This window comes from Starkeya sp. ORNL1 (assembly GCF_012971745.1).
GTDB lineage: Bacteria > Pseudomonadota > Alphaproteobacteria > Rhizobiales > Xanthobacteraceae > Ancylobacter.
Genome location: NZ_CP048834.1, coordinates 625530 through 650057, shown reverse-complemented (window position 1 = coordinate 650057; position 24528 = coordinate 625530). Strand labels below are relative to the sequence as shown.

Annotated in this window: 20 protein-coding genes; 6 read left to right on the top strand and 14 right to left on the bottom strand. The window is 67.1% G+C overall.

The window, feature by feature from the left end:
* Positions 1-69: 69 nt before the first annotated feature.
* From G3545_RS03175 to G3545_RS03130, 10 genes are all read right to left on the bottom strand, one after another.
* Positions 70-1017, bottom strand: coding sequence for a prolyl oligopeptidase family serine peptidase (locus G3545_RS03175; RefSeq protein WP_170009768.1), 948 nt, complete (start codon positions 1015-1017; stop codon positions 70-72).
* Positions 1018-1230: 213 nt separating this feature from the next.
* Positions 1231-2001 carry a DUF4239 domain-containing protein gene (locus G3545_RS03170; RefSeq protein ID WP_170009766.1) on the bottom strand — a complete coding sequence of 257 codons (771 nt, stop codon included), beginning with the start codon at positions 1999-2001 and terminating at the stop codon, positions 1231-1233.
* Positions 2002-2025: 24 nt separating this feature from the next.
* Positions 2026-3255: an ArgE/DapE family deacylase gene (locus tag G3545_RS03165; protein ID WP_170009764.1), complete on the bottom strand. Its 1230-nt coding sequence runs from the start codon at positions 3253-3255 to the stop codon at positions 2026-2028.
* A complete protein-coding gene (locus G3545_RS03160; protein WP_170009762.1) occupies positions 3252-4535 on the bottom strand; it encodes an allantoate amidohydrolase in 1284 nt (427 codons plus the stop codon). Before G3545_RS03160 ends, G3545_RS03165 begins: the two co-directional genes overlap by 4 nt.
* 131 nt (positions 4536-4666) lie before the next feature.
* Positions 4667-5764 carry a BMP family ABC transporter substrate-binding protein gene (locus G3545_RS03155; protein WP_170009760.1) on the bottom strand — a complete coding sequence of 366 codons (1098 nt, stop codon included), beginning with the start codon at positions 5762-5764 and terminating at the stop codon, positions 4667-4669.
* A gap of 23 nt (positions 5765-5787) precedes the next feature.
* Positions 5788-6711, bottom strand: a complete 924-nt coding sequence (locus G3545_RS03150; RefSeq protein ID WP_170009758.1) for an ABC transporter permease — start codon at positions 6709-6711, stop codon at positions 5788-5790.
* Positions 6704-7780 (bottom strand): ABC transporter permease, encoded by a 1077-nt coding sequence (locus tag G3545_RS03145; protein WP_170009756.1) that lies wholly within the window; start codon positions 7778-7780, stop codon positions 6704-6706. Before G3545_RS03145 ends, G3545_RS03150 begins: the two co-directional genes overlap by 8 nt.
* Positions 7770-9320, bottom strand: a complete 1551-nt coding sequence (locus G3545_RS03140; protein ID WP_170009754.1) for an ABC transporter ATP-binding protein — start codon at positions 9318-9320, stop codon at positions 7770-7772. Before G3545_RS03140 ends, G3545_RS03145 begins: the two co-directional genes overlap by 11 nt.
* A gap of 300 nt (positions 9321-9620) precedes the next feature.
* Complete coding sequence (locus G3545_RS03135) at positions 9621-10598, bottom strand: quinone oxidoreductase (protein WP_170009752.1); 978 nt, start codon at positions 10596-10598, stop codon at positions 9621-9623.
* Positions 10599-10633: 35 nt separating this feature from the next.
* Entirely contained in the window at positions 10634-11359 is a 726-nt protein-coding gene (locus G3545_RS03130; RefSeq protein ID WP_246702668.1) for a CDP-alcohol phosphatidyltransferase family protein, read from the bottom strand.
* Positions 11360-11547: 188 nt separating this feature from the next.
* Between G3545_RS03130 and G3545_RS03125 the strand changes: the two genes are divergently transcribed.
* Positions 11548-12762: a UbiH/UbiF family hydroxylase gene (locus G3545_RS03125; RefSeq protein ID WP_170009750.1), complete on the top strand. Its 1215-nt coding sequence runs from the start codon at positions 11548-11550 to the stop codon at positions 12760-12762.
* A gap of 39 nt (positions 12763-12801) precedes the next feature.
* Here G3545_RS03125 and G3545_RS03120 read toward each other — a convergent pair whose 3' ends face one another.
* Positions 12802-13764 carry an AEC family transporter gene (locus tag G3545_RS03120; RefSeq protein ID WP_170009748.1) on the bottom strand — a complete coding sequence of 321 codons (963 nt, stop codon included), beginning with the start codon at positions 13762-13764 and terminating at the stop codon, positions 12802-12804.
* Positions 13765-13955: 191 nt separating this feature from the next.
* Between G3545_RS03120 and hspQ the strand changes: the two genes are divergently transcribed.
* On the top strand, positions 13956-14285 hold the full coding sequence (hspQ, locus tag G3545_RS03115) for a heat shock protein HspQ (RefSeq protein ID WP_170017876.1): 330 nt from the start codon (positions 13956-13958) through the stop codon (positions 14283-14285).
* 245 nt (positions 14286-14530) lie between these two features.
* On the opposite strand, the gene G3545_RS03110 is transcribed toward hspQ, so the two are convergent.
* On the bottom strand, positions 14531-15373 hold the full coding sequence (locus tag G3545_RS03110) for an invasion associated locus B family protein (RefSeq protein WP_170009746.1): 843 nt from the start codon (positions 15371-15373) through the stop codon (positions 14531-14533).
* Positions 15374-15562: 189 nt separating this feature from the next.
* On the opposite strand from G3545_RS03110, the gene G3545_RS03105 reads away from it, so the two are divergent.
* Both G3545_RS03105 and G3545_RS03100 read left to right on the top strand, forming a co-directional pair.
* Positions 15563-17371, top strand: a complete 1809-nt coding sequence (locus tag G3545_RS03105; RefSeq protein ID WP_348644623.1) for an extracellular solute-binding protein — start codon at positions 15563-15565, stop codon at positions 17369-17371.
* Positions 17372-17477: 106 nt separating this feature from the next.
* Positions 17478-17783, top strand: a complete 306-nt coding sequence (locus tag G3545_RS03100; RefSeq protein WP_170009744.1) for a hypothetical protein — start codon at positions 17478-17480, stop codon at positions 17781-17783.
* A 116-nt stretch (positions 17784-17899) separates the two neighbouring features.
* Here G3545_RS03100 and mfd read toward each other — a convergent pair whose 3' ends face one another.
* Together mfd and G3545_RS03090 are read right to left on the bottom strand one after the other, a co-directional pair.
* Positions 17900-21421, bottom strand: a complete 3522-nt coding sequence (gene mfd, locus G3545_RS03095) for a transcription-repair coupling factor (protein ID WP_170009742.1) — start codon at positions 21419-21421, stop codon at positions 17900-17902.
* Entirely contained in the window at positions 21418-21714 is a 297-nt protein-coding gene (locus G3545_RS03090) for a succinate dehydrogenase assembly factor 2 (RefSeq protein WP_170009740.1), read from the bottom strand. The genes mfd and G3545_RS03090 overlap by 4 nt, the downstream gene beginning before the upstream one ends.
* 117 nt (positions 21715-21831) lie before the next feature.
* On the opposite strand from G3545_RS03090, the gene recG reads away from it, so the two are divergent.
* Complete coding sequence (gene recG / locus G3545_RS03085; protein ID WP_170009738.1) at positions 21832-23928, top strand: ATP-dependent DNA helicase RecG; 2097 nt, start codon at positions 21832-21834, stop codon at positions 23926-23928.
* 204 nt (positions 23929-24132) lie between these two features.
* Positions 24133-24528, top strand: a complete 396-nt coding sequence (locus G3545_RS03080) for a YbaN family protein (RefSeq protein WP_170009736.1) — start codon at positions 24133-24135, stop codon at positions 24526-24528.

Here is a 24528-nt window from a genome sequence, read left to right as displayed (position 1 = left end):
ATGATCGTTGTCCTGTTTCAGCATCCCTCGAGGCTCGCTCAAGCTCGCACCTCAGGATGACGTGGTGATCTACCCTTTCAGATACTCGTCGAAAAACGCGATCGAATCCCCCACCGCCTCGGTCTGCACCGGGTCGGGTTCATAGACGCCAGCCGCGTTGCGCTTCACATAGACGAAGCCGTGCACGTCATGGTCGTAGGACTTCCAGCGCGCGTCCTTCCCCGCCTCGGCGAGCAGGTCGTAGCTGACGCGGAAAATGCCCTGCAATTCGTCGCTGTCGCGGCCCTGCACCAGGATCGGCGTCGCGATCGGTGCAACGCGGGCCTGCGCCACATCCTCGGTGATCCGCGCCCGCACCTTGGCCGGATCGCGCATCAGCATCTTCTCGACATTGAGCAGGCCGGTGCGTGGGTCGATATGCGCCGTGGTATCCGGCCGCAGCCGGACGAATTCGTGCGAGGCGGGCTCGCTGGCGATCATCGCCCGGATGCCGCGGTATTCTGAGGCGATCTTCAGCGCCATCTCGCCGCCATGGCTCATGCCCATGTAGCCGATGCGCTCCGGATCGATGAAGGGCAGCGTCTTGGCGTATTCGGCGATGGAGATGAGATCCTCATATTCCAGCGGCCCGCGGTTCAGCAGCTGCCGCCCTTGCCTTATGTCCTCGACCAGTGGCCCCACCCGGTCATAGGCGTAGTCCACCTCGGCACGATAGCGCGTCCAGGCAACCGCATAGCCGGCATCGAGGAACCGCTCCTGCGTCCAGCTCTGGTTATGGGTGAAATCGCGGATCATTCGCATGCCGCCGCCGCCATTGCCGGAAGCAAACAGCACCAACGGGAACGGCCCCTGCCCGGCTGGCACGCGCAGTCCGATGGGCGCATAGAGGCCGTCGCGCATTTCGACATAGATGAGATGGACCGGCCGGTCGGAGCCGGCGACTGGCTCGGTGACCGCGACATGCTCCGGATCCGAACGGAATGCGGCGGCAGACGCCGCGATGGTGGCATCGTTCATTGGCGTGCGCTTCCTCTGCGTGGCATCGGCGCCCGTCTTGCGCGGGCGGCACACGCATTATGCAATCGTTTGCAGTTTGGTGACAAGCCTGCTCGACGTCATCCCGAGGCGAGAGCGCAGCGAGCCTCGAAGGATGCTGAAGCAGATGGCGGTCTTCGGGGACGAGCATCCTTCGAGGCCGCTTCGCGGCACCTCAGGATGACGTGGTTCAACTCAGCTTCCGTTCGGCACCAGCAGGATGTAGTGGAGATCCTCCGGCGAGATGACGGTTGCGTCTGCGGCCGGCCACGCCAACTCGGCCATGTAGACCAGCGTCACCACGAAGGCGGCGGTGAACAGGCCGAGCACCACGGTCAGCGCCACGCGGCGGCCGACATGCACCGAGGCAAGGACAAGCTGTGTCAGCACGCCGAGCATGATGAGCATGTTCCAGCGGTGCGGCGCCATGTCGAAATTCATGATGCCGTAGCGCTCGCTGCGCAGCCGCCGCAATTGCTGATGCTGGGTCAGCAGGCTGGTGCGCGCCGCATTGTCGGTGTTGATCGTCTTCAGCGACGACAAGAGCCGGTCGAGGCCGGCATCGGCCAATGGGCTCAGATGGACCCAGCTGCGCCTCCACTCCTGGTTGGCGAGCAGGCGCGCATAGCCATAGGTCGCATCGCGCGCATCATCGCACGGCGCCCCGCACACCGCGGCGATGTCGAGCGCGGCGCGCAGGCTCCGCGCTTCCTCCTGGACGATCTCGCCGACCCGCGTCTCCCGGTGCCAGATGTCGCCCATCATCAGCGATGCAAACAGCGCGAACAGCAGGGTGACGGCACCGAGATAAGGCGGGGCGATCTCCTGCGGCTTCACCCACCGCACCACCGGCGCCGAGAGGGCAAGGACATAGACCGCAAGACCAGTGATGATCGGGATGGCGCCGACCACCAGCAGGATCACCCACACCGGCTGCGGCACCAGCCATTGCCAGAACGCCGTCATGGCTTGGTCTCCTGGCGTCCGCGATCACCGTGCCTTGAGCAGGTCCCGCAGCGCTCGTTCGACGATGATGGTCGCGGCCTTGAGATCATCGAGGCGCACATGCTCATCGGCGGCGTGGGCGTTGGCCTCGAGAATGGTACGAGGGCCGGCGCCATAGAGCACCGTCGGAATGCCCTGCGCCGTGTAATGACGGGCATCGGTATAGAGCGGTACCGCGGTCGCCGGCGGCGTCACGCCGAGCACCTCGGTGGCGTGCTTCTGGATCGCCTCGACCAGGCGTTCGGTGCCCGGCAGCGTGCGCAGCGGCTCGGCGAGGATGATGCGCCGGCACTCGACCTCGATACCGGGGCGATCCGCCACCGCCCGTTCGATCAGCGTGGTGAGCGCCGCCTCGACGGCAAGGCCGTCCTCTTCCGGCGTCAGCCGGCGGTCGACGCGCATGACGATGCGGTCCGGCACCACATTCGTGTTGATGCCGCCGGAGATCAGGCCGACGGTGATCTTGGGGGAGCCGATGCCCGGCGTCGCGCTGGTGATGCCATAGAGCCGCGCGCGTTCCGCGTAGATGGCAGTGAGGATCCTGGTCGCCGCCTCCAGCGCGTCGGCGCCGGTCTCCGGCAGCGCGGCATGGGCCTGCTTGCCGCGCACCACGATTTCGAGATGCAGCGCGCCATTATGGGCAATGACCACCGAATAGGAGAAGCCGGCGGAGAGCGCATAGTCCGGCTTGGTCAGCTCGTGCTCCAGCAGCCATTTCGGCCCGAGAAAGCCGCCCGCCTCCTCGTCATAGGTGAAATGCAGCTCGACCCTGCCGTCGAGCCCTTCCGGCTGCTCCTTGAGCGCGAGCAGCGCGAAGGTGTAGGTGGCGAAGTCCGACTTCGACACCGCCGCGCCGCGGCCATAGATGGCCCCACCCTTTTCCTCGGCGCCATAGGGATTGAAGGTCCAGCCCTCGCCCGGCGGCACCACGTCGCCATGGGCGTTCAGCGCGATCACCGGTCCCTTGCCACTGCCGAACGTGGTGCGCACCACCAGGTTCACCACCGAGCGCATGCCATAGGTCTTCACGAACGGCTCCGCGACGACATGGCGCTCGACGGTGAAGCCCAGTTCTTCCAGCAGCTTCGCGGCGACCTCGGCATGCGGCGCGCAGTCGCCCGGCGGGTTGTCGCTCGGCACCCGCACCAGCGCTTTCAGGAACTCCGTCTCCAGGGCAAAACGCTGGGCGTCGAAATCGGCACTGGCGCTGGTCACGTCGATACTCCGGTGGCACTGCCTGTCTTCGGCAGTTCGAAGCGTTCGATGAAGCGTACCAGCGCGGCGGCTGCAAGTCCCATATCGGCAGGGCTGGCATATTCCGCGGGATTATGGCTGACGCCGCCCTTGCAACGCACGAATAGCATGCCGACCGGACAGAGCTTCGACACTGCCTGCCCGTCATGGCCGGCGCCGGAGGGCATCACCGGCGCACGATGCCCAAGCTCGGCTACAGCATTGCTCAAGCGTACCTCGAGGTCGCGGTAGCAAGGCACGGTCGCCACCTCATGGAAGGCCGAGATGACGACGCCGAGGCCGCGATGATCGGCGATTTTGTGAGCCTCGCGCTCGAACCGGGTCAGCGCGTCGCGCCGCGAAGAATCCGAACCGGAGCGCAGATCGATGGTGAAGACCACGCGCGCCGGGATGACATTCACCGCGCCCGGATCGACATGCACGCGCCCGACGGTCGCCACCATGCCGTGACGGTCCGCCTTGGCGATCTTCTCCACCGCCAATGCCATCTCGGCGGCGCCGAGCAGCGCATCATGGCGCAGCCGCATCGGCACGGTGCCGGCATGGCCCGCCTCACCGGTGACGGTGACGGAGAGGCGCGAAGCGCCGGCAATGGCGGAGACGATGCCGAGCGGCTGATCCTCGACCTCCAGTACCGGCCCCTGCTCGATGTGCGCCTCGACATAGGCAATGACCCGGTTCGGATCATAGGCCGCTGAGGGAATATCGGCCGGGTCCTTGCCATAGGCGCGCACGGCGTCCTCAAAGCTGACGCCATCGGCGTCCTTCGCGACCAGCATGGAGGGCTGGAAAACCCCGGCGATCGCGGAGGAAGCGGAGAGCGTGGTCGGGAAGCGCGAGCCTTCCTCGTCGCCGAACGCCAGCACATCAATGCCATAGGCGGGCTTCAGCCCCGCTTTGGCAATGGTCTCGACCGCGAGCAGCGCCAGCACAACGCCCATGCAGCCATCATATTTGCCGGCGTCTTCAACCGTGTCGATGTGCGAGCCGAGCAGCAGGCGCGGCGCTTCTTCGCCCGCCGGCCACCAATGGCCGCGCACCGTGCCGAGCGCGTCTTCTGACACACCCAGGCCCGCGTCGCGCATCCAGGAGGCGACGAGATCGGCGGCGCGGCGGTGCTCGGGGGTGAGGAACAGGCGAGTGAGATGGTCGGGCGAGGAGGAGATCGCGCCCAGCGCCTCGATCATCGACGCGGCGCGGCGGCCCAGCGCCTCGATGTCCAGCGGAATGCTTTGACCCATGATTTAACCAACTCAACCCGACGTCATGGCCAGGCTTGTCCCGGCCATCTCGGCTGCTGATGCACTGTCCGGAATCGAGATCCCCGGCACAAGGCCGGGGATGACAACGTACTTATAGTGCCCTCAACGAATTACTGCCCCGGCACCTTGTCGTCGATGCCCTTGACGTACCAGTTCATCGACAGGATGTCCTTGTCGGCCAGGTTCTCGCCGGGCTTCACCGCGAGCGTGCCGTCCTGCTTGTAGACCGGGCCCTGGAAGGGATGCAGCGTGCCGACCTTGATCTTGGCCTCGGTATCCTCGGCCAGCTTCTTCACGTCGTCCGGCATGTTGGTGAAGGGCGCCAGATGCACCATGTCGGTATTGAGCCCGCCCCAGGTGTCGATCGAGGTCCACTTGCCGTCGAGCGCCAGCTTCACCCGGTCGATGTAATAGTCCGACCAGTTGTTCACGATGGCGGTCAGCTGGGCGTTCTTGCCGAACTGGATCATGTCGGAATCCTGGCCGAACGCCTTCACGCCGCGGGACTCCGCCGCCTGCATGGCGGCTGGGCTGTCGGTATGTTGGGTGATCACGTCGGCGCCCTGGTCGATCAGCGCCTTGGCGGCGTCGGCCTCCTTGGCCGGGTCGAACCAGGCATTGACCCAGATGATCTTGACCTTCATGTCGGGCCGCACCGACTGCGCGCCGAGCATGAAGGAGTTGATGCCGGAAATGACCTCCGGGATCGGGAAGGCGCCGATATAGCCGACCACGCCGCTCTTCGAGGTCTTGGCCGCGATCTGGCCGAGGACGTAGCGCCCCTCATAGAAGCGGGCGGCATAGGTGGCGAGGTTCTTGTCGCGCTTGAAGCCGGTGGCGTGCTCGAACATCACCTTCGGATAGCGCTTCGCCACCTTCACCGTCGGCTCCATGAAGCCGAAGGAGGTGGTGAAGATCAGCTTGTTGCCGGCACGGGCCAACTGCTCGATCACGCGCTCGGCATCCGGACCTTCCGGTACGTTCTCGACGAAGCTGGTCTCGACCTTGTCGCCGAGGGCCTTCTCCACCGCCTTGCGGGCGACATCGTGCTGGTAGCTCCAGCCGAAATCGCCGACCGGCCCGACATAGACGAAGCCCACCTTGAGCTTCTCGGCGGCGTTTGCGGCGGTGTGTGCACCGGCGAGGCCAAGGCCGACGAGCCCAGCCCCCGCGGCAAGCGCGACCGCCAGTGAGAAAATCTTGCGCATGACGTCTCCTCGTTGAACGATATTCAGCGGTCCGGCACGAACGGCACGCCCAGCGAGCCCGGTGCCCCCTGCCCCTTCTTCAACGCCGATATGATGACCAGCGCCGCAATGGTGGCAAGATAGGGCAACGAGGAGAGCAGCTGCGAGGGTATGCCGAGGCCGAAGCCCTGAACGTGCAGTTGCAAGATCGAGACCGCGCCGAACAGGTAGGCGCCGGCCAATAGCCAGAGCGGCTTCCAGGCCGAGAACACCACCAGCGCCAGCGCGATCCAGCCGCGTCCCGCGGTCATGTCGCTGGCCCAGAACGGCGTATAGGCCAGCGACAGGTGCGCCCCGGCGAGACCGGCGCAGGCGCCGCCGAACATCACGGCAAGCGTCCGTATCTTGCGCACGGGATGGCCGAGTGCGTGCGCGGCGGCGTGGTTCTCGCCCACCGCGCGAAGGATGAGCCCAAGCCGCGTGCGCGCAAAGCCATAGGTGACGGCGGCGAGCAGGAGCAGCGAGGCATAGACGAAGGCGTCCTGGCCGAACACCACCGGCCCGATCACCGGGATATGGCTCAGGCCCGGTATGTTTAGCTCCGGCGCGCCGTCGAGCCGAGTGCCGACATAGGGCGCGCCGATCAGCCCGGCGAGGCCGAGGCCAAGGATGGTGGTGGCGAGGCCCGAGGCCACCTGGTTGGTGGCGAGCCAGATGGCGAGGCCGGCAAACACCAGCGACAGCAGCACACCTGCAAGGATGCCGGCCAGCGTCCCGAGCAACAGGCTCCCGGTGCCATAGGCGGTGGCATAGCCGACCGCGGCGCCGATGATCATCATGCCCTCGACACCGAGATTGAGCGTGCCGGCGCGCTCCGCAACCAGTTCGCCGAGCGCGGCGAGCAACAACGGTGTCGCTGCCGCGACCACGCTGGCCAGCACCGCGCCGAGCACCACGGTGTCAAGCATGGGCATGCCCCTCGACCCGGCGCACGCGGTAGCGCACCAGCACATCCGAAGCGAGGATGGCGATCAGCAGCGTGCCCTGGAACACCCGGGTGACGTCGAACGGCATGCGCATCGACACCTGCGCCGCCTCGCCGCCAATATAGGTGAGCGCCAGCACCAGGCTTGCGATCAGCACGCCGACCGGATGCAGCCGGCCGAGCATGGCGGCGATGATGGCGGTGAAGCCGTAGCCCGGCGAGATCGACGGCTGCAATTGCCCGATCGGGCCGGCCACCTCGATGATGCCGGCAAGGCCGGCGAGCGCGCCGGACACCGCGAACACGCCATAGGTAACGTTGCGCTCGTCGAAGCCGGCAAAGGCCGCGGCACGTGGCGCGGAACCGCCGAGTGCGATGGAGAAGCCAACCAAAGTGCGTCCCAGCACGAAGGTCGCCACCGCCACCACCACGAGGGCGATGATGATGCCGCCGTGCAGGCGTCCTTCTTCCATCAAGAGCGGCATCAGCGCGTTGTCGTCGAAGGTCACGCTCTGCGGGAAGTTGAAGCCCGCCGGATCGCGCCAGGGACCGCGCACCAGATAGTCGAGCCCGAGCTGGGCGACATAGACCAGCATCAGGCTGGTGAGGATTTCGCTGGCACCGAAGCGCACGCGCAGGAAAGCCGGGATCAGCCCCCACAGCGCCCCGCCGATCGACCCTAGCAGCAACATGGCCGGGAGCACCCATGGCCCGGCGTCCATGCCGTGGGTCATCAAGGCGAGCCATGAGCCAACCACCGCGCCGGCGACATACTGGCCTTCGGCGCCGATGTTCCAGCGATTGGCGCGGTAGCAGAAGGACAGGCCGATGCCGATCAAGAGCAGCGGACAGGCTTTGACGATCAGTTCCTGGATGGTCCACAGATCGGTCAGCGGCTCGACGAAATAGATGCCGAACGCGCGGACCGGATCCTGGCCGATCAGCACGAACATGATGGCGCCGACGATCAGCGTGAACACCAGCGCCATGAGCGGCGCCAGTACCAGCCCATAGGCCGGCACATTCTCCTGCCGCTCCAACCTAAGCGGCATGGGCGCCCTCCTCGTGCATGCCACCCATGGCGAGACCGATCGCCTCGCGCGAGGTCTCGGCGACCGGCACCGGCCGGGTGAGCCGGCCTTCCGACATCACCGCGATGCGGTCGGTGAATTCCAGCAATTCATCGAGGTCCTGGCTCACCACCAGCACGGCGCAGCCCTCCGCCGCCTTGGTGCGCAGCGTGGTGCGGATGAAGGCGGCGGCGGCGGCATCGACGCCCCAGGTCGGCTGGTCGACGATCAGCAGCTTGGGGCCGCGCAGCACTTCGCGGCCGATGACGAACTTCTGCAGGTTGCCGCCGGACAGCCGCCGCGCCTTCGGGTCCCTGCCGCCAAAGCGCACGTCGAAGCCCCTGACGATGCCGCCGAACAGCGTGTTCAGCACCGAATGGCGGATGACGCCGGCGGTGACGACGGTGCCGTCGCCATGGGTGGTGAGCAGCACATTGTCGGAGAGCGGCATGTCGGGCGCCGCGGCATGACCGAGGCGCTCCTCCGGCACGAAGCCGGCCTTGAGCGCCCGCCGTTGCGTCGGCGACAGCCAGCCGGCGGCGGTGCCGTTCATCACGATGCTTTCCGCCTCGACCGCACGCCGCTCACCAGACAGCGCGTTGAACAGCGCGGTCTGGCCGTTTCCCGCCACGCCGGCAATGCCTACGATCTCGCCGGCCCGGACTTCGAGATTGATGTCGTGCAGCGCCGAGCCGCGGCTGCCGTCGCCGGCAATGCTGAGATGGTGCAGCAGAAGACGCGGCTCGCCCATCTCGTGGGTGAGCTCGCGCGGGGTGCGCGGCACCTCGGCGCCGACCATCAGCCGGGCGAGGCTCGCCGAGCTCTCGACCCGCGGATCGACCTCGGCGATGAATCGGCCGCCGCGCAGCACGGTGGCGCGCTGGCACAGGCGCCGCACCTCGTCGAGCTTGTGCGAGATGAACAGCACCGCGCGGCCCTCGGAGGTCAGCAGGTCGACAGTGCGGAACAGTCCCTCGGCCTCGTCCGGCGTCAACACCGAGGTCGGCTCGTCGAGGATCAGCACACGCGGATCGCCGAGCAGGCAGCGCACGATCTCGACCCGCTGGCGCTCGCCGACCGAGAGCTCACCGACCCGGCGCCAGGGCTCGACCGCGAGGCCATAACGGCCAACGCAATCCTCGATGCGCTTCGCCAATGCCGGAAGCGGCTCGTGGCCGGGAAGCCCGAGCGCGACGTTCTCCACCACGGTCAGCGCATCGAACAGCGCGAAATGCTGGAACACCACGCCGATGCCGCGTGCCCGCGACGTCGCTGGGTCGGGAAAATAGACCGGCTCGCCCTCGAAAAGGAGTTCGCCGGCATCGGGCTGCAGCAGCCCGCACATCATCTTGACGAGGGTCGACTTGCCGGCGCCGTTCTCGCCGAGCAGCGCGTGGGTCTCGCCGGCGCGGATGGCGAGGCTGACATGGTCATTGGCGACCAGCGCGCCGAAGTGCTTGGTCAGGTGGATCGCTTCGAGCAGCGCGGCGGGCGGACTAGCGGACGGCGCTTCCTCAGTCATGAGCGCGCCCGGCGGGACGCAGACGCGAATCGGTTTGGCGCTCGGAAGGTGTTGATCTCATGCGCTCTTTGCCGACGCGGGAGGTTCGTGCGGCAGCATCGCATGCCCAATTTTTGGGGCAAGCCTAAAGTCTGGCCTGGGCCTGCCGCGAAATGGGGCGGCCACTTAATGAGCGACCTCATCCTGAGGTGCCCGGCGCGAGCCGGGCCTCGAAGGATGCCCGCCTAGGACGACGGCCCTCTGCTTCAGCATCCTTCGAGGCTCGCTGCGCTCGCACCTCAGGATGAGGCGCCGAAGGGATTACGGAATCAGGACCGTCGAGCCCGTCGTCCGCCGGCCTTCGAGGTCGCGGTGCGCCTGGGCGGCTTCGCTCAGCGGATAGGTCTGGTTGACGGGGATCTTCACCATGCCGGACAGCACCGCATCAAACAGCGGACCGGCGGTGGCAGCGAGCTTTCCGGGGGTCGATACGTGCGTCGCCAGTGTCGGCCGCGTGGCGTAGAGCGAGCCCTTCTGCGACAGTGCCAGCAGGTTGAAATTGGTGATCGGCCCCGACGCATTGCCGAAGCTGACGAACATGCCGCGCGGTTTCAGGCAGTCGAGCGAGCCCGGATAGGTCGCCTGGCCGATACCGTCATAGACCACCTCGCACAATTCGCCCTTGGTGATCTCCCGCACCTTCGCGACGAAGTCCTCGTCATTATAGAGGATGGTGTGGTGCGCGCCGTTGGCGCGGGCGAGCTCGGCCTTTTCGGGTGAGCCAGCAGTGCCGATGACGGTGGCGCCGATATGCGCTGCCCATTGCGTGAGGATCAGGCCCACCCCGCCGGCGGCGGCATGCACCAGGACGGTCTGGCCCGAGCGTACCGGGAAGGTCTGCCGCAGCAGATAGCTCGCCGTCAGGCCCTTGAGCATCATCGCCGCGGCGGTCTCGTCGGAGATCGACTCCGGCAGCTTCACCAGCGAAGCGGTCGCCATCACCCGCTCGGTGGCGTAGGCGCCGGTCGAGAAGCCATAGGCGACGCGATCGCCCGACTTGAAATCGCTGACGCCTTCGCCGACCTCATCGATCACGCCGGCCGCCTCATTGCCGAGGATCATCGGCAATCCCTCGGCTGCGGGATAAAGGCCCGAGCGGAAATAGGTGTCGACGAAGTTCAGCCCGATCGCGGTCTGGCGGAGCTTCACCTGGCCGGGCCCGGGCGCGCCAACGGGCACCTCCTCGTAGCTCAGCACTTCGGGACCGCCAGTGCGGTGGATACGGATCGCGTGCGCCATTGAACTCCCCTTCCCTGCTTCGGGATACCGGGCGTTTAGATAGTCGTCTTGCGCGGCCGTATAAGTCCGAACAGCAGGAAATAGAGCGCGATCGCGCACAGGCCGCCAATCACCCAAGTGCCGGGCTCAAGGTCTTCCAGCACCGCCAGCAGCGCAAGCAGGCCCCAGGCGGCGAGCAGGCCGAGGGTGAGCGCCCGCAGTCGCACAACGCGGAACGGATGCACGAACTTGATCGGCAGGAAGGTCGCGACCGACAGCGCCGCGATGATGCCGAGGATCGCCCACGGATTGAGCGGCACCAGGAAGAAGTAGAACACCACGAGGTTCCACACCGCCGGGAAGCCCTGGAAATACTTGTCCTCAGTCTTCATGTCGACGTCGGCGAAATACAGCGCGCTGGTGAGCAGGATCGCCGCGCTCGCCGGCATCGCCATCCAGTATGGCATCAGCCCGCCGGTGGCGACGGCGAAGGCCGGGACCAGCACATAAGTGAGATAGTCCACCACAAGGTCCAGCGTCTCGCCGGACCAGCGCGGCAGCACCTCGACCACGCGCACGCGCCGGGCGATGGTGCCGTCGATGCCGTCGATGAACAGCGCCGCGCCGAGCCAGGCGAACATGCGCGACCAATTGCCCTCGACCGCGGCGATCAGTGCCAGCAGACCGCACACCGCACCGGACGCGGTGAAGAGATGGACGGCAAAGGCCAGCGTCTGCCGTCCCGGCCGAACCATTTCGGTCAGCTTCGTCGATGCCGGCACCGCTTCCTCCCGCGACCGAGGCTTATCTCGCCAATACCTGGTCAAATCCGTTCAAGTCCAACTCGCACACCGCAACAGCGTTGCGCCCGTCCGTGCGGAATGCCACATCGGACCAAGCTTGCTTATCCCACACTCGCGAGCCGGCTTAAATCCCCGCAAGCCGAGTTGCATGACAAAGAGATGAAAGCGTGACGAATCCTGACTTAAGGGCAGCTCAAGGCACGGCCATCGTGGTCGGTGGCGGCGCGGCGGGATTGACGGCTGCGCTGGCGCTGGCTGCGGCTGGAGCTTCGGTCACGCTGGTGGCGCCCGAACGCCGTCCCGACCCGCGCACCACGGCGCTGATGGACGGCTCGGTGAACGTGCTCAAGATGCTCGGTGTCTGGCCGCGCCTCGCCGAAAATGCGGCCCCGCTCAAGGTGATGCGGCTGATCGACGGCACAAGGCGGCTGCTGCGCGCGCCGGAGGTCGCCTTCTCGGCGCGGGAGATGGAGCTCGACGCCTTCGCCTGGAATGTCGAGAACCTCCACCTGAATGCTGCGCTGGATACGGCGGTGAGCGACGCCGGTATCACCCGCATCGCAGCCCAGTTGGTCGACGTCGCCAATGGCTCCGATCATGTTGATGTGACGCTGGATAGCGGCCGCACATTGCATGCCGGTCTGCTCGTCGCCGCGGACGGGCGCGATTCGGCGGTGCGGCGCGCGCTCGACATCGCGACGCACCCGCGCTCCTACCCGCAGGTCGCCGTCACCGCGACGCTGGCGCACACTCGGCCCCATGGCGACATTTCGACCGAGTTCCACACCGAGACCGGCCCGTTCACGCTGGTGCCGCTGCCGGGGAACCGCTCCAGCATCGTCTGCGTGGTCGGCGCAGCGGAGGCGGAGCGCCTGATCGGGCTCGATCCGGATGCCTTCGCCCGCGCCATGGAACTGCGCGCGAACTCCATCCTCGGCGCCATGCGGCTGGAATCCCCGCGCGGCAGCTTCCCGCTGAGCGCCGGCACTGCGGAGCGCCTCAACTCCGGTCGGGCGGTGCTGATGGGCGAGGCCGCCCATGTCATCCCGCCGATCGGCGCGCAGGGCCTCAATCTCGGCATTCGCGACGCTGCCACCTTGGCCGAGCTCGTCGCCGATGCGCTGCGCGCCGGCGGCGATATCGGCGGGTCGACGATCGGCGAGACCTATGAGCGGCGGCGCCGTGCCGATATCGGCGCGCGCACCTTTGCGGTCGATCTGTTCAACCGCTCGCTGCTCACCAGCCTGGTGCCGGTTCACGGCCTGCGCGGCCTTGCCTTGTGGCTGATGCAGAGCGCACCACCGCTGCGCCGCGCGGTGATGCGCGAGGGCGTCGGCCCGACCCGGGACGTGCCGCGCCTCGTCGCCGGTCGCCCGCTTTGAAACGACGACCTTCCCCCTCTCCCCGTCGGGGAGAGTAAATTAAGGAAATAGCGTGCGCGGCAGCATGTCGTGCTGCACGGCATAGAGCAGCGCGGTCACGGTCAGCACCGAGACCATGGTGCCCACCAGCACGCCGCCGGACGCCGCCTCGACATAGGTGTCGTATTGCTTGGCCATGATGAAGGCGTTGAGCGCCGGCGGCAGGCCGGCCATCAGCACCGCCGTCGCCACCCACACCGGCTCGAAACTGCCGACCAGCGACAGCACCACGAACACCAGCAACGGGTGCAGCAGCAGCTTGATGGCGATCAGCGGCGGCACTTCCCACTGAAAGCGCTCCATCGGCCGCAGCGCCACCGAGACGCCGAGCGTGAACAGCGCGCACGGTGCCGCGGCGTTCTTCAGGAACTCCAGCGTGCGCTCGATGGCGGCCGGCGGGTGGAACTCGACATAGGCGGCGACGACGCCCAGGAAGGTCGCGATGTTGAAAGGATGCGTCACTACCCGCTTGATGACGAGCAACACGGTGCCGGCGAGCGAACGCTTGTAGCGGGTCGAGGTCGCCATCAGCAGCGGCACGATGGTGAAGAAGAACAGGCTGTCGAACACGAAGATCAGCGCGGTCGGCACCGACGCGCTGGCGCCCAGCGCGCCGAGCGTCAGGCCCGGGCCCATATAGCCGACATTGGCATAGGAACCGACGATGGCGGCGATGCTCGCCTCCGGCACGCTGCCGCGCCGCAGCCACAGCCCGATGCCGAAGGACAGCGCGAAGCAGGTCGCGGTGGAGGCCGTGGTGGCGAGGATGAAGCTGCCATTGGTCAGCTCGGCGAATGGCGTGCGCGCCACCAGCGAGAAGAACAGCGCCGGCAGCGCGACATAGATGATGAAGAAGCTGAGCCAGGCCAGCCCGCTCTCCGGGATGCGGGCAATGCGACCGCAACCGAAGCCGAGGAAGATCACACCGAAAAAGGGAAGCGCCAGGGCGAGGACTTCAGCCATGGACGCGAGCTATCGGGGGATTCGATACGGGTCAATCCGTCACTTCGTGGGGTGTCTTTCGACTTTGCGTGCGAATGGATATGTTGCGGCTGAATGACGGGTTCGCGGTTAAGCCGCCGGGCCGAACAGGACCGCTCCCGAGGCCTTCCTCGCGCCGCGGCGGTCCTTCGTGACGATGGAACGGACGGATGATGAAGGAACGAAACGCCAAATATCGTATCGGACAGGTGGTGCGACACCGGCACTATCCGTTCCGCGGCGTGGTCTTCGACGTCGATCCGGAATTCGCCAACACCGATGAATGGTGGGAGTCGATCCCCGAGGACATCCGCCCGACCAAAGACCAGCCCTTCTACCATCTGCTCGCCGAGAATGCGGAGACGGAATACGTCGCCTATGTCTCCGAACAGAACCTCGAACCGGACACCTCCGGCGAGCCGGTGCGCCACCCGCAGGTCGAAGAGATGCTCGTCGCCGACGGCGATGGCGGCTGGCGGGTGCGGACCGACCGGCTGCAGTAGGCGCTCTGTCCCTACCACATCGTCATCCCGGCCGGAGCCCGCAGGACGTAGAGCCGGGATCGCGTGAAGTCCCGCACAACACCTTGCCTGTGCGATCCCGGCTCGGCCTCCGGCCGTCCGGGATGACATCTGTTTGTGAGGTGACGCCCGTTTGTGGGGTGACGCCTGCCGTTGGCGCCGGCAAAAAGCAAAACGCCCGGCACGAGGCCGGGCGTTCGTAACCTGTATCGTGACCGACTAGTCGATCACTGTTGCGGGGCAGCCTGCTGGCGCTGGGCGCCGAGCTTCTCCAGGCCTTCGGTCATCTGCTGGGTCTGCTGCTGCACGGCCTGCTGGCGCTGGGCAACGTTCTGCTTGATCGTCGCTTCGATCTTCGAGAATTCGTCGGTGAATGCCTTCTGGTCGGTCGGCGGGCCGTCATAGGCCTTGGTGAAGCCGCCGAGGCCGACCGGGATCGAGACGATGCGGCCGGTGCTGTTGGCGTATTGCAGGGTCACGCCCGGCGCCTTCTTCATCTTGTCGAGGAAGGCAGTGTCGATCACCACATCGCCGCGACAGGTCTTGTCGTCGCACACCACGTAGCTGCCAGCCTTGGGCTCATCACCGGCGAGCACGACGCGGAAGCCCTGGCGCAGCAGCACGCCGTTCGGCAGGCCGATGGTGAAGGCCATCTTGTTATCGTCCTTCACCTCGAGGATGCCGAAGCGGGCGATGAACTGCCCGACATCACTGAGGATGGTCTGCTCCATGCTGCAGATCTGCTTCTTGATCTGCGGATCGTCGGCGCAGCGCTTCAACCAAGGGAGCGCCAGCGCCGTCGGGGCCGCCTGCCCATCGGGAGCGGCAGCAGCCGCACCGGCAGCGCCAGCTGCTGCACCACCGGCCGCGGCCGCCCCGGGCTTGGCCGGCGTCGCGGGCTTGGCCGTCGCTGCAGGCTTGGGAGCAGCGGGCTTGGCCGGTGCCGCCGGCTTGGCGGGTGCGGGGGTCGGCGCCGTCTGGGCCTGCGCCATGGTCGCCGCGCCAGTGATGGCGAGCGCCAGAACGGCACATTGCGCAAGGCGCGGCGCAAGAGATGAGCGTCTGGTCATATCGAGTTCCTGTCGTGCAAGCCAATCGCCACGCGACGGCGGCGGACGCCTGGGCGCCTTCTCCGGGTGGTGGCTGTCTCGGTGCCAATTAAGGCAGGACCGTGACGTTTCGGCAGTTACGCCCGCCGCGGCGTGCTACTTCTATCTGATAAATTCCTGACTCGCCACGTGGACGAGGAGCCTTCGCCCTTGGCCGGTATTACCCGACGCCGTTTCATCCGCAATAGCCTCGCCGGGGCCACCTTCGCGCTGGGACCACGTGTCGCGTGGAGCGCGAGCGGTCCGGCCCACGGTATCGCGATGCATGGTGCGCCGCTCTACCCGGCCGGCTTTTCCAACTACGCCAGCGTCAATCCGGAGGCGCCGCAGGGCGGACGAATCGTGCAGGCGGCGGTCGGCACCTTCGACAGCCTCAACCCGTTCATCGTGCGCGGCACGCCGCCGCCCTTCATCCGCTGGAACATCGTCGAGAGCCTGATGGCGCGCAGTCCCGACGAGCCCTTCACGCTCTATGGGCTGATCGCGCGCAGCGTCGAGACCGACGATGCCCGCTCCTATGTCGCCTTCGAGCTCGACCCCGCCGCGCGCTTTTCCGACGGGCGCCCGGTGCGTCCCGAGGACGTGCTGTTCTCCTTCGAGCTCTTGAAGACCAAAGGCCGGCCGAACCTGCGCACCTATTACGGCAAGGTGGCGAAGGCCGCGCTCCATGGGGAACGCGGCGTACGCTTCGATTTCGCCGTGGAGGACCGCGAGCTGCCGCTGATCCTGGCGCTGATGCCGATACTGGCTGAGCACGCCACCAATGCGGCGAGCTTCGAGGAGACCAGCTTCACCGCGCCGCTCGGCAGCGGGCCCTATGTCGTCGCGCAGGTGAAGCCGGGCGAGACCGTCATCCTCTCCCGCGCGCCGGACTATTGGGGGCGGAGCCTCGCGCCGAACCGCGGCAACTATAATTTCGACAGCCTGCGCTACGACTTCTATCGCGACGTCAACAGCCAGTTCGAGGCCTTCAAGCGCGGGCTTGCCGACATACGCTTCGAGACCGATCCCGGTCGCTGGAAGACCGGCTACGACATTCCCGCGGTGCGCGACGGCCGCATCGTGCTGGAGGAGGTCGCGACCGGGCAGCCCAAGCCCTATTCGGCGCTGATCTTCAATATGCGGCGCGACATATTCAAGGATGTGCGGGTGCGGGCGGCGTTCGTCGAGCTGTTCGATTTCGAATGGTCCAACCACAATCTCTATTTCGGCGTCTACAAGCGCAACGGCAGCTTCTATGACGATTCCGAGCTATCCGCTCGCGGCCGGCCGGCTGATGAGCGCGAACGCGAACTGCTCGCCCGCTTCCCCGATGCGGTGCTGCCGGCGGTGATGGATGGCCGCTGGCAACCGCCGGTCTCCGACGGTTCGGGACGCGACCGCGAGAGCCTCAAGCGCGCGCTCGATCTGTTCGATGCCGCTGGTTGGCAGGTCGAGAAAGGCGCCCTCACCTCCCGCGCCACCGGCAAGCCGTTCGTGGCGGAACTCCTGGTCGGAACCAAGGACCAGGAACGCCTGGCGCTCGCCTATCAGCGCATGCTGAAGCGCGCCGGTATCACCCTCGACATCCGCCCGGTCGATGCTGTGCAGTTCGAGAACCGCAAGCAGACCTATGATTATGACATGGTGCCCTATATCTGGGACCAGTCGCTCTCGCCCGGCAATGAGCAGTCCTTCTATTTCGGCTCGGCGGCTGCCGACACGCCGGGCACGCGCAATTTCATGGGGCTGAAGAGCCCGGCGGCGGACGCCATGATCGAGGCGCTGCTGCAAGCGCGGGGGCGGCCGGATTTCGTCTCGGCGGTGCGCGCGCTCGACCGCGTGCTGATCTCGGCGCAGTTCTCGGTGCCGCTGTTCTACACGCCCGGCCAGTGGGTGGCGCGCTGGCGCAAGGTGGCGCGCCCGGCCAAGGTGTCGCTGTCGGGAACGCTGGCGGAGAGCTGGTGGCAGGTCAGCTGAGGTGACGCTGCGTCCGCAGCCATTCCTGCTCTTTGGCTCTGGACAGGCGCTACGGAAACGGCTCCTTAGGGCAGCGAGGGCGCCGTGCCCACTCGGAGTTCGACCCATGCGCTACGCCGCAATCGCCTTTGCTGCCCTTCTCGGCCTCGCGGCCAGTCCTGCGTTCGCACAGCAGGCGGAGGAGCACATTACCATCCGCCCCGGCGGCAGCAGCGATGTCGAGATCACCTTCCCGACCCACAATGATCCCAATTATCTCGATCCCGGCCCGCTCGAGGACAATCCCGGCTCCGACAAGAGCGAGGATTACCAGGACCAGGCCGGCGGCAACGACCCGATCGATTCCGGTGCGGGCTCCGACGTCGATTCCGATCTCATGCCGGACAATGACGGGGCGTACGACGAGCAGTGATCCGCTTCTCCACCATCGTCATCCCGGCCGAAGCGCATAGCGCGTAGAGCCGGGATCGCTCGCCAGTTCCGCGGACGATCCCGGCTCGCGCCTGCGGCGCGTCCGGGATGACGTGACTAAGCCGCCTTGGCCGTCTGCTCCGCGATCTTCGCCAAATCCTTCAGGATCGCACCGGTGCCCTTCAACCGCGCCGTGGCGTCGGGCCAGTCTTCCGAGAACACGATCCTCAGGTCCGGTCGCACCTTGGCGATGACGTGCGGCTTGCCGAGATAGGCGACGAGGCCGCCCGGGTTCGGGAACTTCGCGTCGCGGAAGGTGATCACCGCCCCGCGCGGGCCGGCATCGACCTTCTCGACATTGGCGCGCCGGCACATCGCCTTGATGGCGACGAGCTTCAGCAACTGGTCGACCTCGACCGGCGCTTCGCCGAAGCGATCCACCAGTTCGGCACCGATGGCCTCGATCTCGCCGTCGGTCTCGATGTCGGCGAGCCGGCGATAGAGGCCGAGCCGCACGTGCAGGTCGGCGACATAATCCTCCGGGATGAGCACCGGCGTACCGATGGAGATGTTCGGCGACCATTTGTCGGCGACCGGCGCAGTGATGCCGGCCTTGAGGTTGGCAATCGCCTCCTCCAGCATCTCCTGGTAAAGTTCGTAGCCGACTTCCTTGATGTGGCCAGACTGTTCGTCGCCGAGCAGGTTGCCGGCGCCGCGAATATCGAGATCATGGCTGGCGAGCTGGAAGCCGGCGCCTAGCGTATCCAGCGACTGCAACACTTTGAGCCGGCGCTCCGCCTGTGCGGTGATCGCCTTTTCAGCCGGCAAAGTAAATATCGCATAGGCGCGGGTCTTGGACCGACCCACCCGGCCGCGCAGCTGGTAGAGCTGGGCGAGGCCGAACATGTCGGCGCGGTGGATCACCAGCGTGTTGGCAGTCGGGATATCGAGCCCGCTCTCGACGATGGTGGTGGAGAGCAGCACGTCGAACTGCCCGTCATAGAAGGCGGACATGATCTCTTCGAGCTGGCTCGCCGCCATCTGGCCGTGGGCCACCGCGACCTTCACTTCGGGCACGTTCCGGTCGAGGAACTCCTTCACCTCGCCGAGATCCTCGATACGCGGGCAGACATAGAAGCTCTGGCCGCCGCGATAGCGCTCGCGCAGCAGGGCTTCGCGCACGATCAGCGGATCGAACGGCGTGACGAAGGTGCGCACCGCGAGACGGTCGACCGGCGGCGAGGCGATGATGGAGAGCTCGCGCACTCCGGTCATGGCGAGCTGGAGCGTGCGCGGGATCGGCGTCGCGGTGAGCGTGAGCACATGCACCTCGGCGCGCAGCTGCTTCAGCTTCTCCTTGTGGCCGACGCCGAAATGCTGCTCCTCGTCGACGATGACGAGGCCGAGATCCTTGAACGAGATCGCCTTGCCGAGCAGCGCATGGGTGCCGACGACGATATCGACGGTGCCGTCGGCGAGGCCCTTGCGGGTCTCCGACATTTCCTTCGAGGTGACGAGGCGCGAGGCCTGCCGGACCACGATGGGCAACCCCTTGAAGCGCTCGGAGAAGGTCTTGAAGTGCTGGCGCGCCAGCAGCGTGGTCGGCACCACCACGGCGACCTGCTTGCCGTTCAGTGCCACCGCGAAGGCGGCACGCAGCGCCACCTCCGTCTTGCCGAAGCCGACATCGCCGCAGATCAGCCGATCCATCGGGTGGCCGGAGCCGAGATCGTCGAACACCGAGTCGATGGCAGCGTCCTGGTCCTCGGTCTCCTCATAGGGGAAGCGGGCGCGGAACTCGTCATAGAGCCCTGCCGCCGGCACCAGCCGCGGCGCCTCCTTGAGCTGACGCTCGGCCGCGACCTTGATGAGCTCGGCCGCCATTTCGCGGATGCGGCTGCGCATCTTGGCCTTGCGTGCCTGCCACCCACCACCGCCGAGCCGGTCGAGCTGCGCCTCGGTATCCTCCGAGCCATAGCGCGACAGCAGCTCGAGATTCTCCACCGGCAGGAACAGCTTCGAGCTCTCCGCATAGTGGATTTCGAGGCAGTCGTGCGGTGCGCCCATCGCCTCGATAGTCTTGAGGCCGACGAAGCGCCCGATGCCGTGGTCGACATGGACGACGAGATCGCCGGCGGTGAGCGAGGTCAGCTCGGCGATGATGTCCTGCGGTCGGCGCGCCTTGCGCTTCGGCCGCACCAGGCGGTCGCCGAGAATGTCCTGCTCGCCGATGACGACAAGCCCATCGGTCTCGAAGCCACTCTCGATGCCGAGCACGGCGAGGCCGATGGCGCCCTTCGGCAGCGTCTCGGCGGCATCGCGCGAGCCGACCCGCTCGGTGCCCTTCAGCCCGTGATCGGCGAGTACGGTGGCGAGGCGATCGCGCGAGCCGTCCGACCACGCGGCAAGCACAGTGCGCTTCTTGCCCGCCAGCTCGCGCAGATAGGTCGCGGCCGCCTCGAACAGATTGATCTCGGGATCGGCCCGTTCCGTTGCGAAGGAGCGAGCCGGGCGGCCGTCGAGATCGATCACATCCCTGGATTCCGGCAGCGCGAACGGGCTGAGCCGCACCAGCGCGCGGCCCTTGTGTGCCGCCTCCCACTCCGCGGAAGTGAGATAGAGCGCGTCGGGCTTCAACGCCTTGTAGGGCGCGCCGCTCCCCTGCCCCGGATGCTCCAGCGCCTCGCGCCGCGCCTCATAATAATCGGCGATCTGGGTCAGCCGTTCGCCGGCGGCTTCTTCGGCCTGCGCCTCGATCAGCACCGGCGTGCCCTCAAGATAGTCGAACAGCGTGTCGAGCTTCTCGTGGAACAGCGGCAGCCAATGTTCCATGCCGGGGAAGCGCCGGCCCTCGCTTACCGCCTCATAGAGCGGGTCGCCCTTGGTGGAGGCTCCGAAGCTGGCGACATAGCCCATGCGGAAGCGGCGCATGGTCTCGGTGGTGAGCTGGAGCTCGCTCATCGGCACGAGGTCGAGCGCGCGCATCTGCGTGGTGGTGCGCTGCGTTTCCGGATCGAAGGCGCGCAGCGAATCCAGCGTATCGCCGAAGAAATCCAGCCGCACCGGCGCCGGCAGGCCCGGCGGGAACAGGTCGACAATGCCGCCGCGCACCGCATATTCGCCGGTGTCGCGCACCGTCGGCGTGCGCAGGAAGCCGTTCACCTCGGCCCAGCCGACCACCTCGTCGAGCGAGAGCGCATTGCCCTGCGCCGCCGAGAAGGATTGCGTCGCGACCAGCGCACGCGCCGGCACCCGCTGTAGCGCGGCGTTCACCGTCGTGAGCACGATGGTACCGGCCTCGCGCCCCTTCACCCGGGCGAGCCGAGCGAGCGTCGTCATGCGCCGCGCGACGATCGCGCCGGCCGGCGAGGCGCGGTCATAAGGCAGGCAGTCCCAGGCGGGGAGCGGCAGCACCTCGATGCCCGGCGCGAAGAACGCCAGCGCGCGCTCCAGCTCGGCCATGCGCTCGGCGTCGCGGCAAATGACCGTGAGCGTCGGCCAGGCGGCATCCGGCCTCGCCGCAAGCGCGCGCGCAAGGTCCGCCGCTGCCAGGCCGTGCATGCCGGACGGGACGTTCGCAAGGGTGACAGTGCCACCGGGCACCAGCCGGGCGGCGAGATTGGTCGTCGTGGTCTTCATATTTCGGGAACGCCTTCGCCCGACAAATGGAATGTCCTGAACCGCTTGAACACCGGCGTGTCATGCTCCGGCGGCGGCGTGACACCGCCGATCCAGGCGAACAGCTCCGGGTCCTCCACCTCGATCAGCCGCTCGAAGTCCGCGACATCGTGTTCCGACAACTGGTCGATCAGCGCGTCGGCGAAGCGGCCCATCAACAGGTCCATCTCGCGCGTGCCGCGATGCCAGGAACGGTAGAGGATGCGCCGCCGCCGCGGGTCGAGATCGGCGCTGGAGCGGGTGGTGCCGGTCATATGGGCCTCGAAGCTCGCAGATGCGAGAGGGCGCAGTGTTTAGCGCGGCGAATGGCCGGTGGGCAATCGCGACGCCACATTGCACTCCGCGCGCGGCTCGTCCACCCTCGCGCGACGATGCGGCCGGACGTCCTCAACCCCTATTTTGCCTCGCTCACCGAGCTTTCCGGCATCGGGCCGAAGCTGGCGAAGCCATTTGCCCGGCTGCTCGGCCGGCCGGAAGGTGCGCGGGTGGTCGACCTGCTGATGCACCTGCCCTCCTCCGCCATCGACCGCCGCGCCCGCCCGACCATCGCAGAGGCGGCACCTGATACCGTGGTGACGCTGGAGGTGCGGGTCGAGCAGCACCGCCCACCGCCGCGCGGCAGCCGTGCGCCTTATCGGGTGGTGGTGGGCGATGATACCGGCGACGTCACGCTGGTCTTCTTCAATGCCGATCGCGGCCGCATGGAACGCCTGCTCCCCATCGGCGAGACGCGCTGGATTTCCGGCTCGATCGCGCTCTATGACGGCATGCGGCAGATGGTGCATCCCGACCGCGTGGTGGATGAGGCCGGCCTTGCCCGCCTGCCGCCGGTGGAGCCGCTCTATCCGTTGGTCGAAGGGCTCGGCCACGGCCATGTGCGCCGCGCCGTCGACGCCGCGCTGCGTCTGGTGCGCGACCTGCCGGAATGGCAGGGCCATGACACGCTGCAAGCCGAAGCCTGGCCCGGCTTCCTCGCAGCACTGGAGGCCATACATCACCCCGCCGACCCCACCGAGGCCGGGCCTTCGGGCCTCGCCTGGCGGCGGCTGGCTTATGATGAACTGCTGGCCGGCCAGCTTGCGCTCTGCCTGGTGCGCGCCCGCACCGTGCGCGATGCCGGCCGGCCGAGTCTAGGCACCAGCGAGATTGCCGGCCGCATCGAACGGGCGCTGCCCTTCAGCCTCACCGGCTCGCAGCGCGAGGCCTTGAAGGCGATCCGCACCGACATGGGCTCGGGCGACCGCATGCTGCGACTGCTGCAGGGCGACGTCGGCTCCGGCAAGACGGTGGTGGCACTGCTCGCTGCCGCTACCGCGGTGGAGGCCGGCCGGCAGGCTGCCCTGATGGCGCCGACCGAGATTCTCGCCCGGCAGCACATGAAGACCGTCGCCCCGCTTGCCGAGGCAGCGGGCTTGCGCGTCGGCCTGCTCACCGGGCGGGAAAAGGGCAAATCCCGCGACCAGCTCCTTGCTGCGCTTGCCGCCGGCGAGATCGATCTGCTGATCGGCACCCATGCACTGTTCCAGGAGAGCGTCGCCTTCCGCGATCTCACGCTCGCCATCGTCGATGAACAGCACCGCTTCGGCGTGCACCAGCGCCTCGCGCTCGCCGCCAAGGGCGAGGCGGTCGACGTGCTGGTGATGACGGCGACGCCGATCCCGCGCACCCTGGTGCTCACCTATTTCGGCGACATGGATGTGAGCGAACTGCGCGAGAAGCCGGCGGGCCGCCAACCGATCGACACCCGCACCGTCTCCTCGGAACGCCTGCACGAGGTGGTGGAGCGGCTCGGCCATGCGCTGGCCGAGGGGCGCCGGGTCTACTGGATCTGCCCGCTGGTGGACGAATCCGAGACCTCGGACCTCGCCGCTGCCGAGGCGCGGTTCGCCGACCTCACGGCGCATTTCGGCGCGCGCGTCGGGTTGGTCCATGGCCGCATGAAGGGCGCCGAGAAGGACGCCGCCATGGCCGCCTTCGCCGCCGGTGAAACCCAGTTGCTGGTCGCTACCACCGTGGTCGAGGTCGGCATGGATGTGCCGGAGGCCAGCATCATCGTCATCGAGCATGCCGAGCGTTTTGGTCTGGCCCAGCTCCACCAGCTCCGCGGCCGGGTCGGGCGCGGCGACATCGCCTCGACCTGCCTCCTGGTCTTTCGCCCGCCGCTCGGCGAGGTTGCCGGCCAGCGGTTGCGGGCACTGCGCGAGAGCGAGGATGGCTTCTTCCTCGCCGAGCAGGATTTGAAGCTGCGCGGCGAAGGCGACGTGCTCGGCACCAGGCAGAGCGGCTTTCCCGGCTTCAAGCTGGCGCAGCTGGAGGTACATGGCGGCCTGCTGGAGAAGGCGAGGAAGGACGCGCTCGCGATCGTCGCCGACGATCCCGACCTGAGCGGCCCGCGCGGCCCCGCACTGCGGCTGCTGCTGCACCTGTTCGAGCGGGATATTGCGGTGAGATTGCTTGGAGCGGGGTGAGCGCGGTCCTGCTTCAGCATCCTTCGAGGCCCGGCTTTGCCGGGCACCTCCAGGATGACGTGGTTGTTTAAAGACGACGTCATTCTGAGGTGCGAGCGTGGCGAGCCTCGAAGGATGCTCAAGCAAAGCTACAGCTTAGCTACGCTCCAAACTCAGCCCCAAACTCTCGTCATCCCGCCACGTAAGGCGTATATCCCGGACGACATGACCGATACTCGCGACAAACCCCTGTCCGCCATCGCACCGGGCCGCTGGCTGCTGTTTGCGCTCGGCTGGGTGTGCGTGGGGCTTGGCATCATCGGCATCTTCACCCCGATGATGCCCGGAACGGTGTTCCTCATCATCGCCGCCTGGCTGTTCTCGCGCTCCTCGCCGCGCTTCGAGGCCTGGCTGCTCGGCCATCCCCAACTCGGGCCGGCAGTGGTGGCGTGGCGGGCGAATGGCGCCATTCCGCGCTCGGCGCAATATTTCTCCGCCGGCAGCATGGTGTTCAGCTTCAGCATACTGGTGCTGATGGGGCTCTCGCTGCCGCTCCTGGTGGTGACCGGCGTGTTCTTCGTCGCCGTCGCCGCCTTCATCCTCACGCGGCCGACGGGGTGA

Coding starts and splice junctions, on each gene's coding strand:
- G3545_RS03175 (WP_170009768.1), bottom strand. CDS start 1,017: ATGAACGATGCCACCATCGCGGCGTCTGCCGCCGCATTCCGTTCGGAT.
- G3545_RS03170 (WP_170009766.1), bottom strand. CDS start 2,001: ATGACGGCGTTCTGGCAATGGCTGGTGCCGCAGCCGGTGTGGGTGATC.
- G3545_RS03160 (WP_170009762.1), bottom strand. CDS start 4,535: ATGGGTCAAAGCATTCCGCTGGACATCGAGGCGCTGGGCCGCCGCGCC.
- G3545_RS03155 (WP_170009760.1), bottom strand. CDS start 5,764: ATGCGCAAGATTTTCTCACTGGCGGTCGCGCTTGCCGCGGGGGCTGGG.
- G3545_RS03150 (WP_170009758.1), bottom strand. CDS start 6,711: ATGCTTGACACCGTGGTGCTCGGCGCGGTGCTGGCCAGCGTGGTCGCG.
- G3545_RS03145 (WP_170009756.1), bottom strand. CDS start 7,780: ATGCCGCTTAGGTTGGAGCGGCAGGAGAATGTGCCGGCCTATGGGCTG.
- G3545_RS03140 (WP_170009754.1), bottom strand. CDS start 9,320: ATGACTGAGGAAGCGCCGTCCGCTAGTCCGCCCGCCGCGCTGCTCGAA.
- G3545_RS03135 (WP_170009752.1), bottom strand. CDS start 10,598: ATGGCGCACGCGATCCGTATCCACCGCACTGGCGGTCCCGAAGTGCTG.
- G3545_RS03120 (WP_170009748.1), bottom strand. CDS start 13,764: ATGGCTGAAGTCCTCGCCCTGGCGCTTCCCTTTTTCGGTGTGATCTTC.
- hspQ (WP_170017876.1), top strand. CDS start 13,956: ATGAAGGAACGAAACGCCAAATATCGTATCGGACAGGTGGTGCGACAC.
- G3545_RS03110 (WP_170009746.1), bottom strand. CDS start 15,373: ATGACCAGACGCTCATCTCTTGCGCCGCGCCTTGCGCAATGTGCCGTT.
- G3545_RS03100 (WP_170009744.1), top strand. CDS start 17,478: ATGCGCTACGCCGCAATCGCCTTTGCTGCCCTTCTCGGCCTCGCGGCC.
- mfd (WP_170009742.1), bottom strand. CDS start 21,421: ATGAAGACCACGACGACCAATCTCGCCGCCCGGCTGGTGCCCGGTGGC.
- G3545_RS03090 (WP_170009740.1), bottom strand. CDS start 21,714: ATGACCGGCACCACCCGCTCCAGCGCCGATCTCGACCCGCGGCGGCGG.
- recG (WP_170009738.1), top strand. CDS start 21,832: ATGCGGCCGGACGTCCTCAACCCCTATTTTGCCTCGCTCACCGAGCTT.
- G3545_RS03080 (WP_170009736.1), top strand. CDS start 24,133: ATGACCGATACTCGCGACAAACCCCTGTCCGCCATCGCACCGGGCCGC.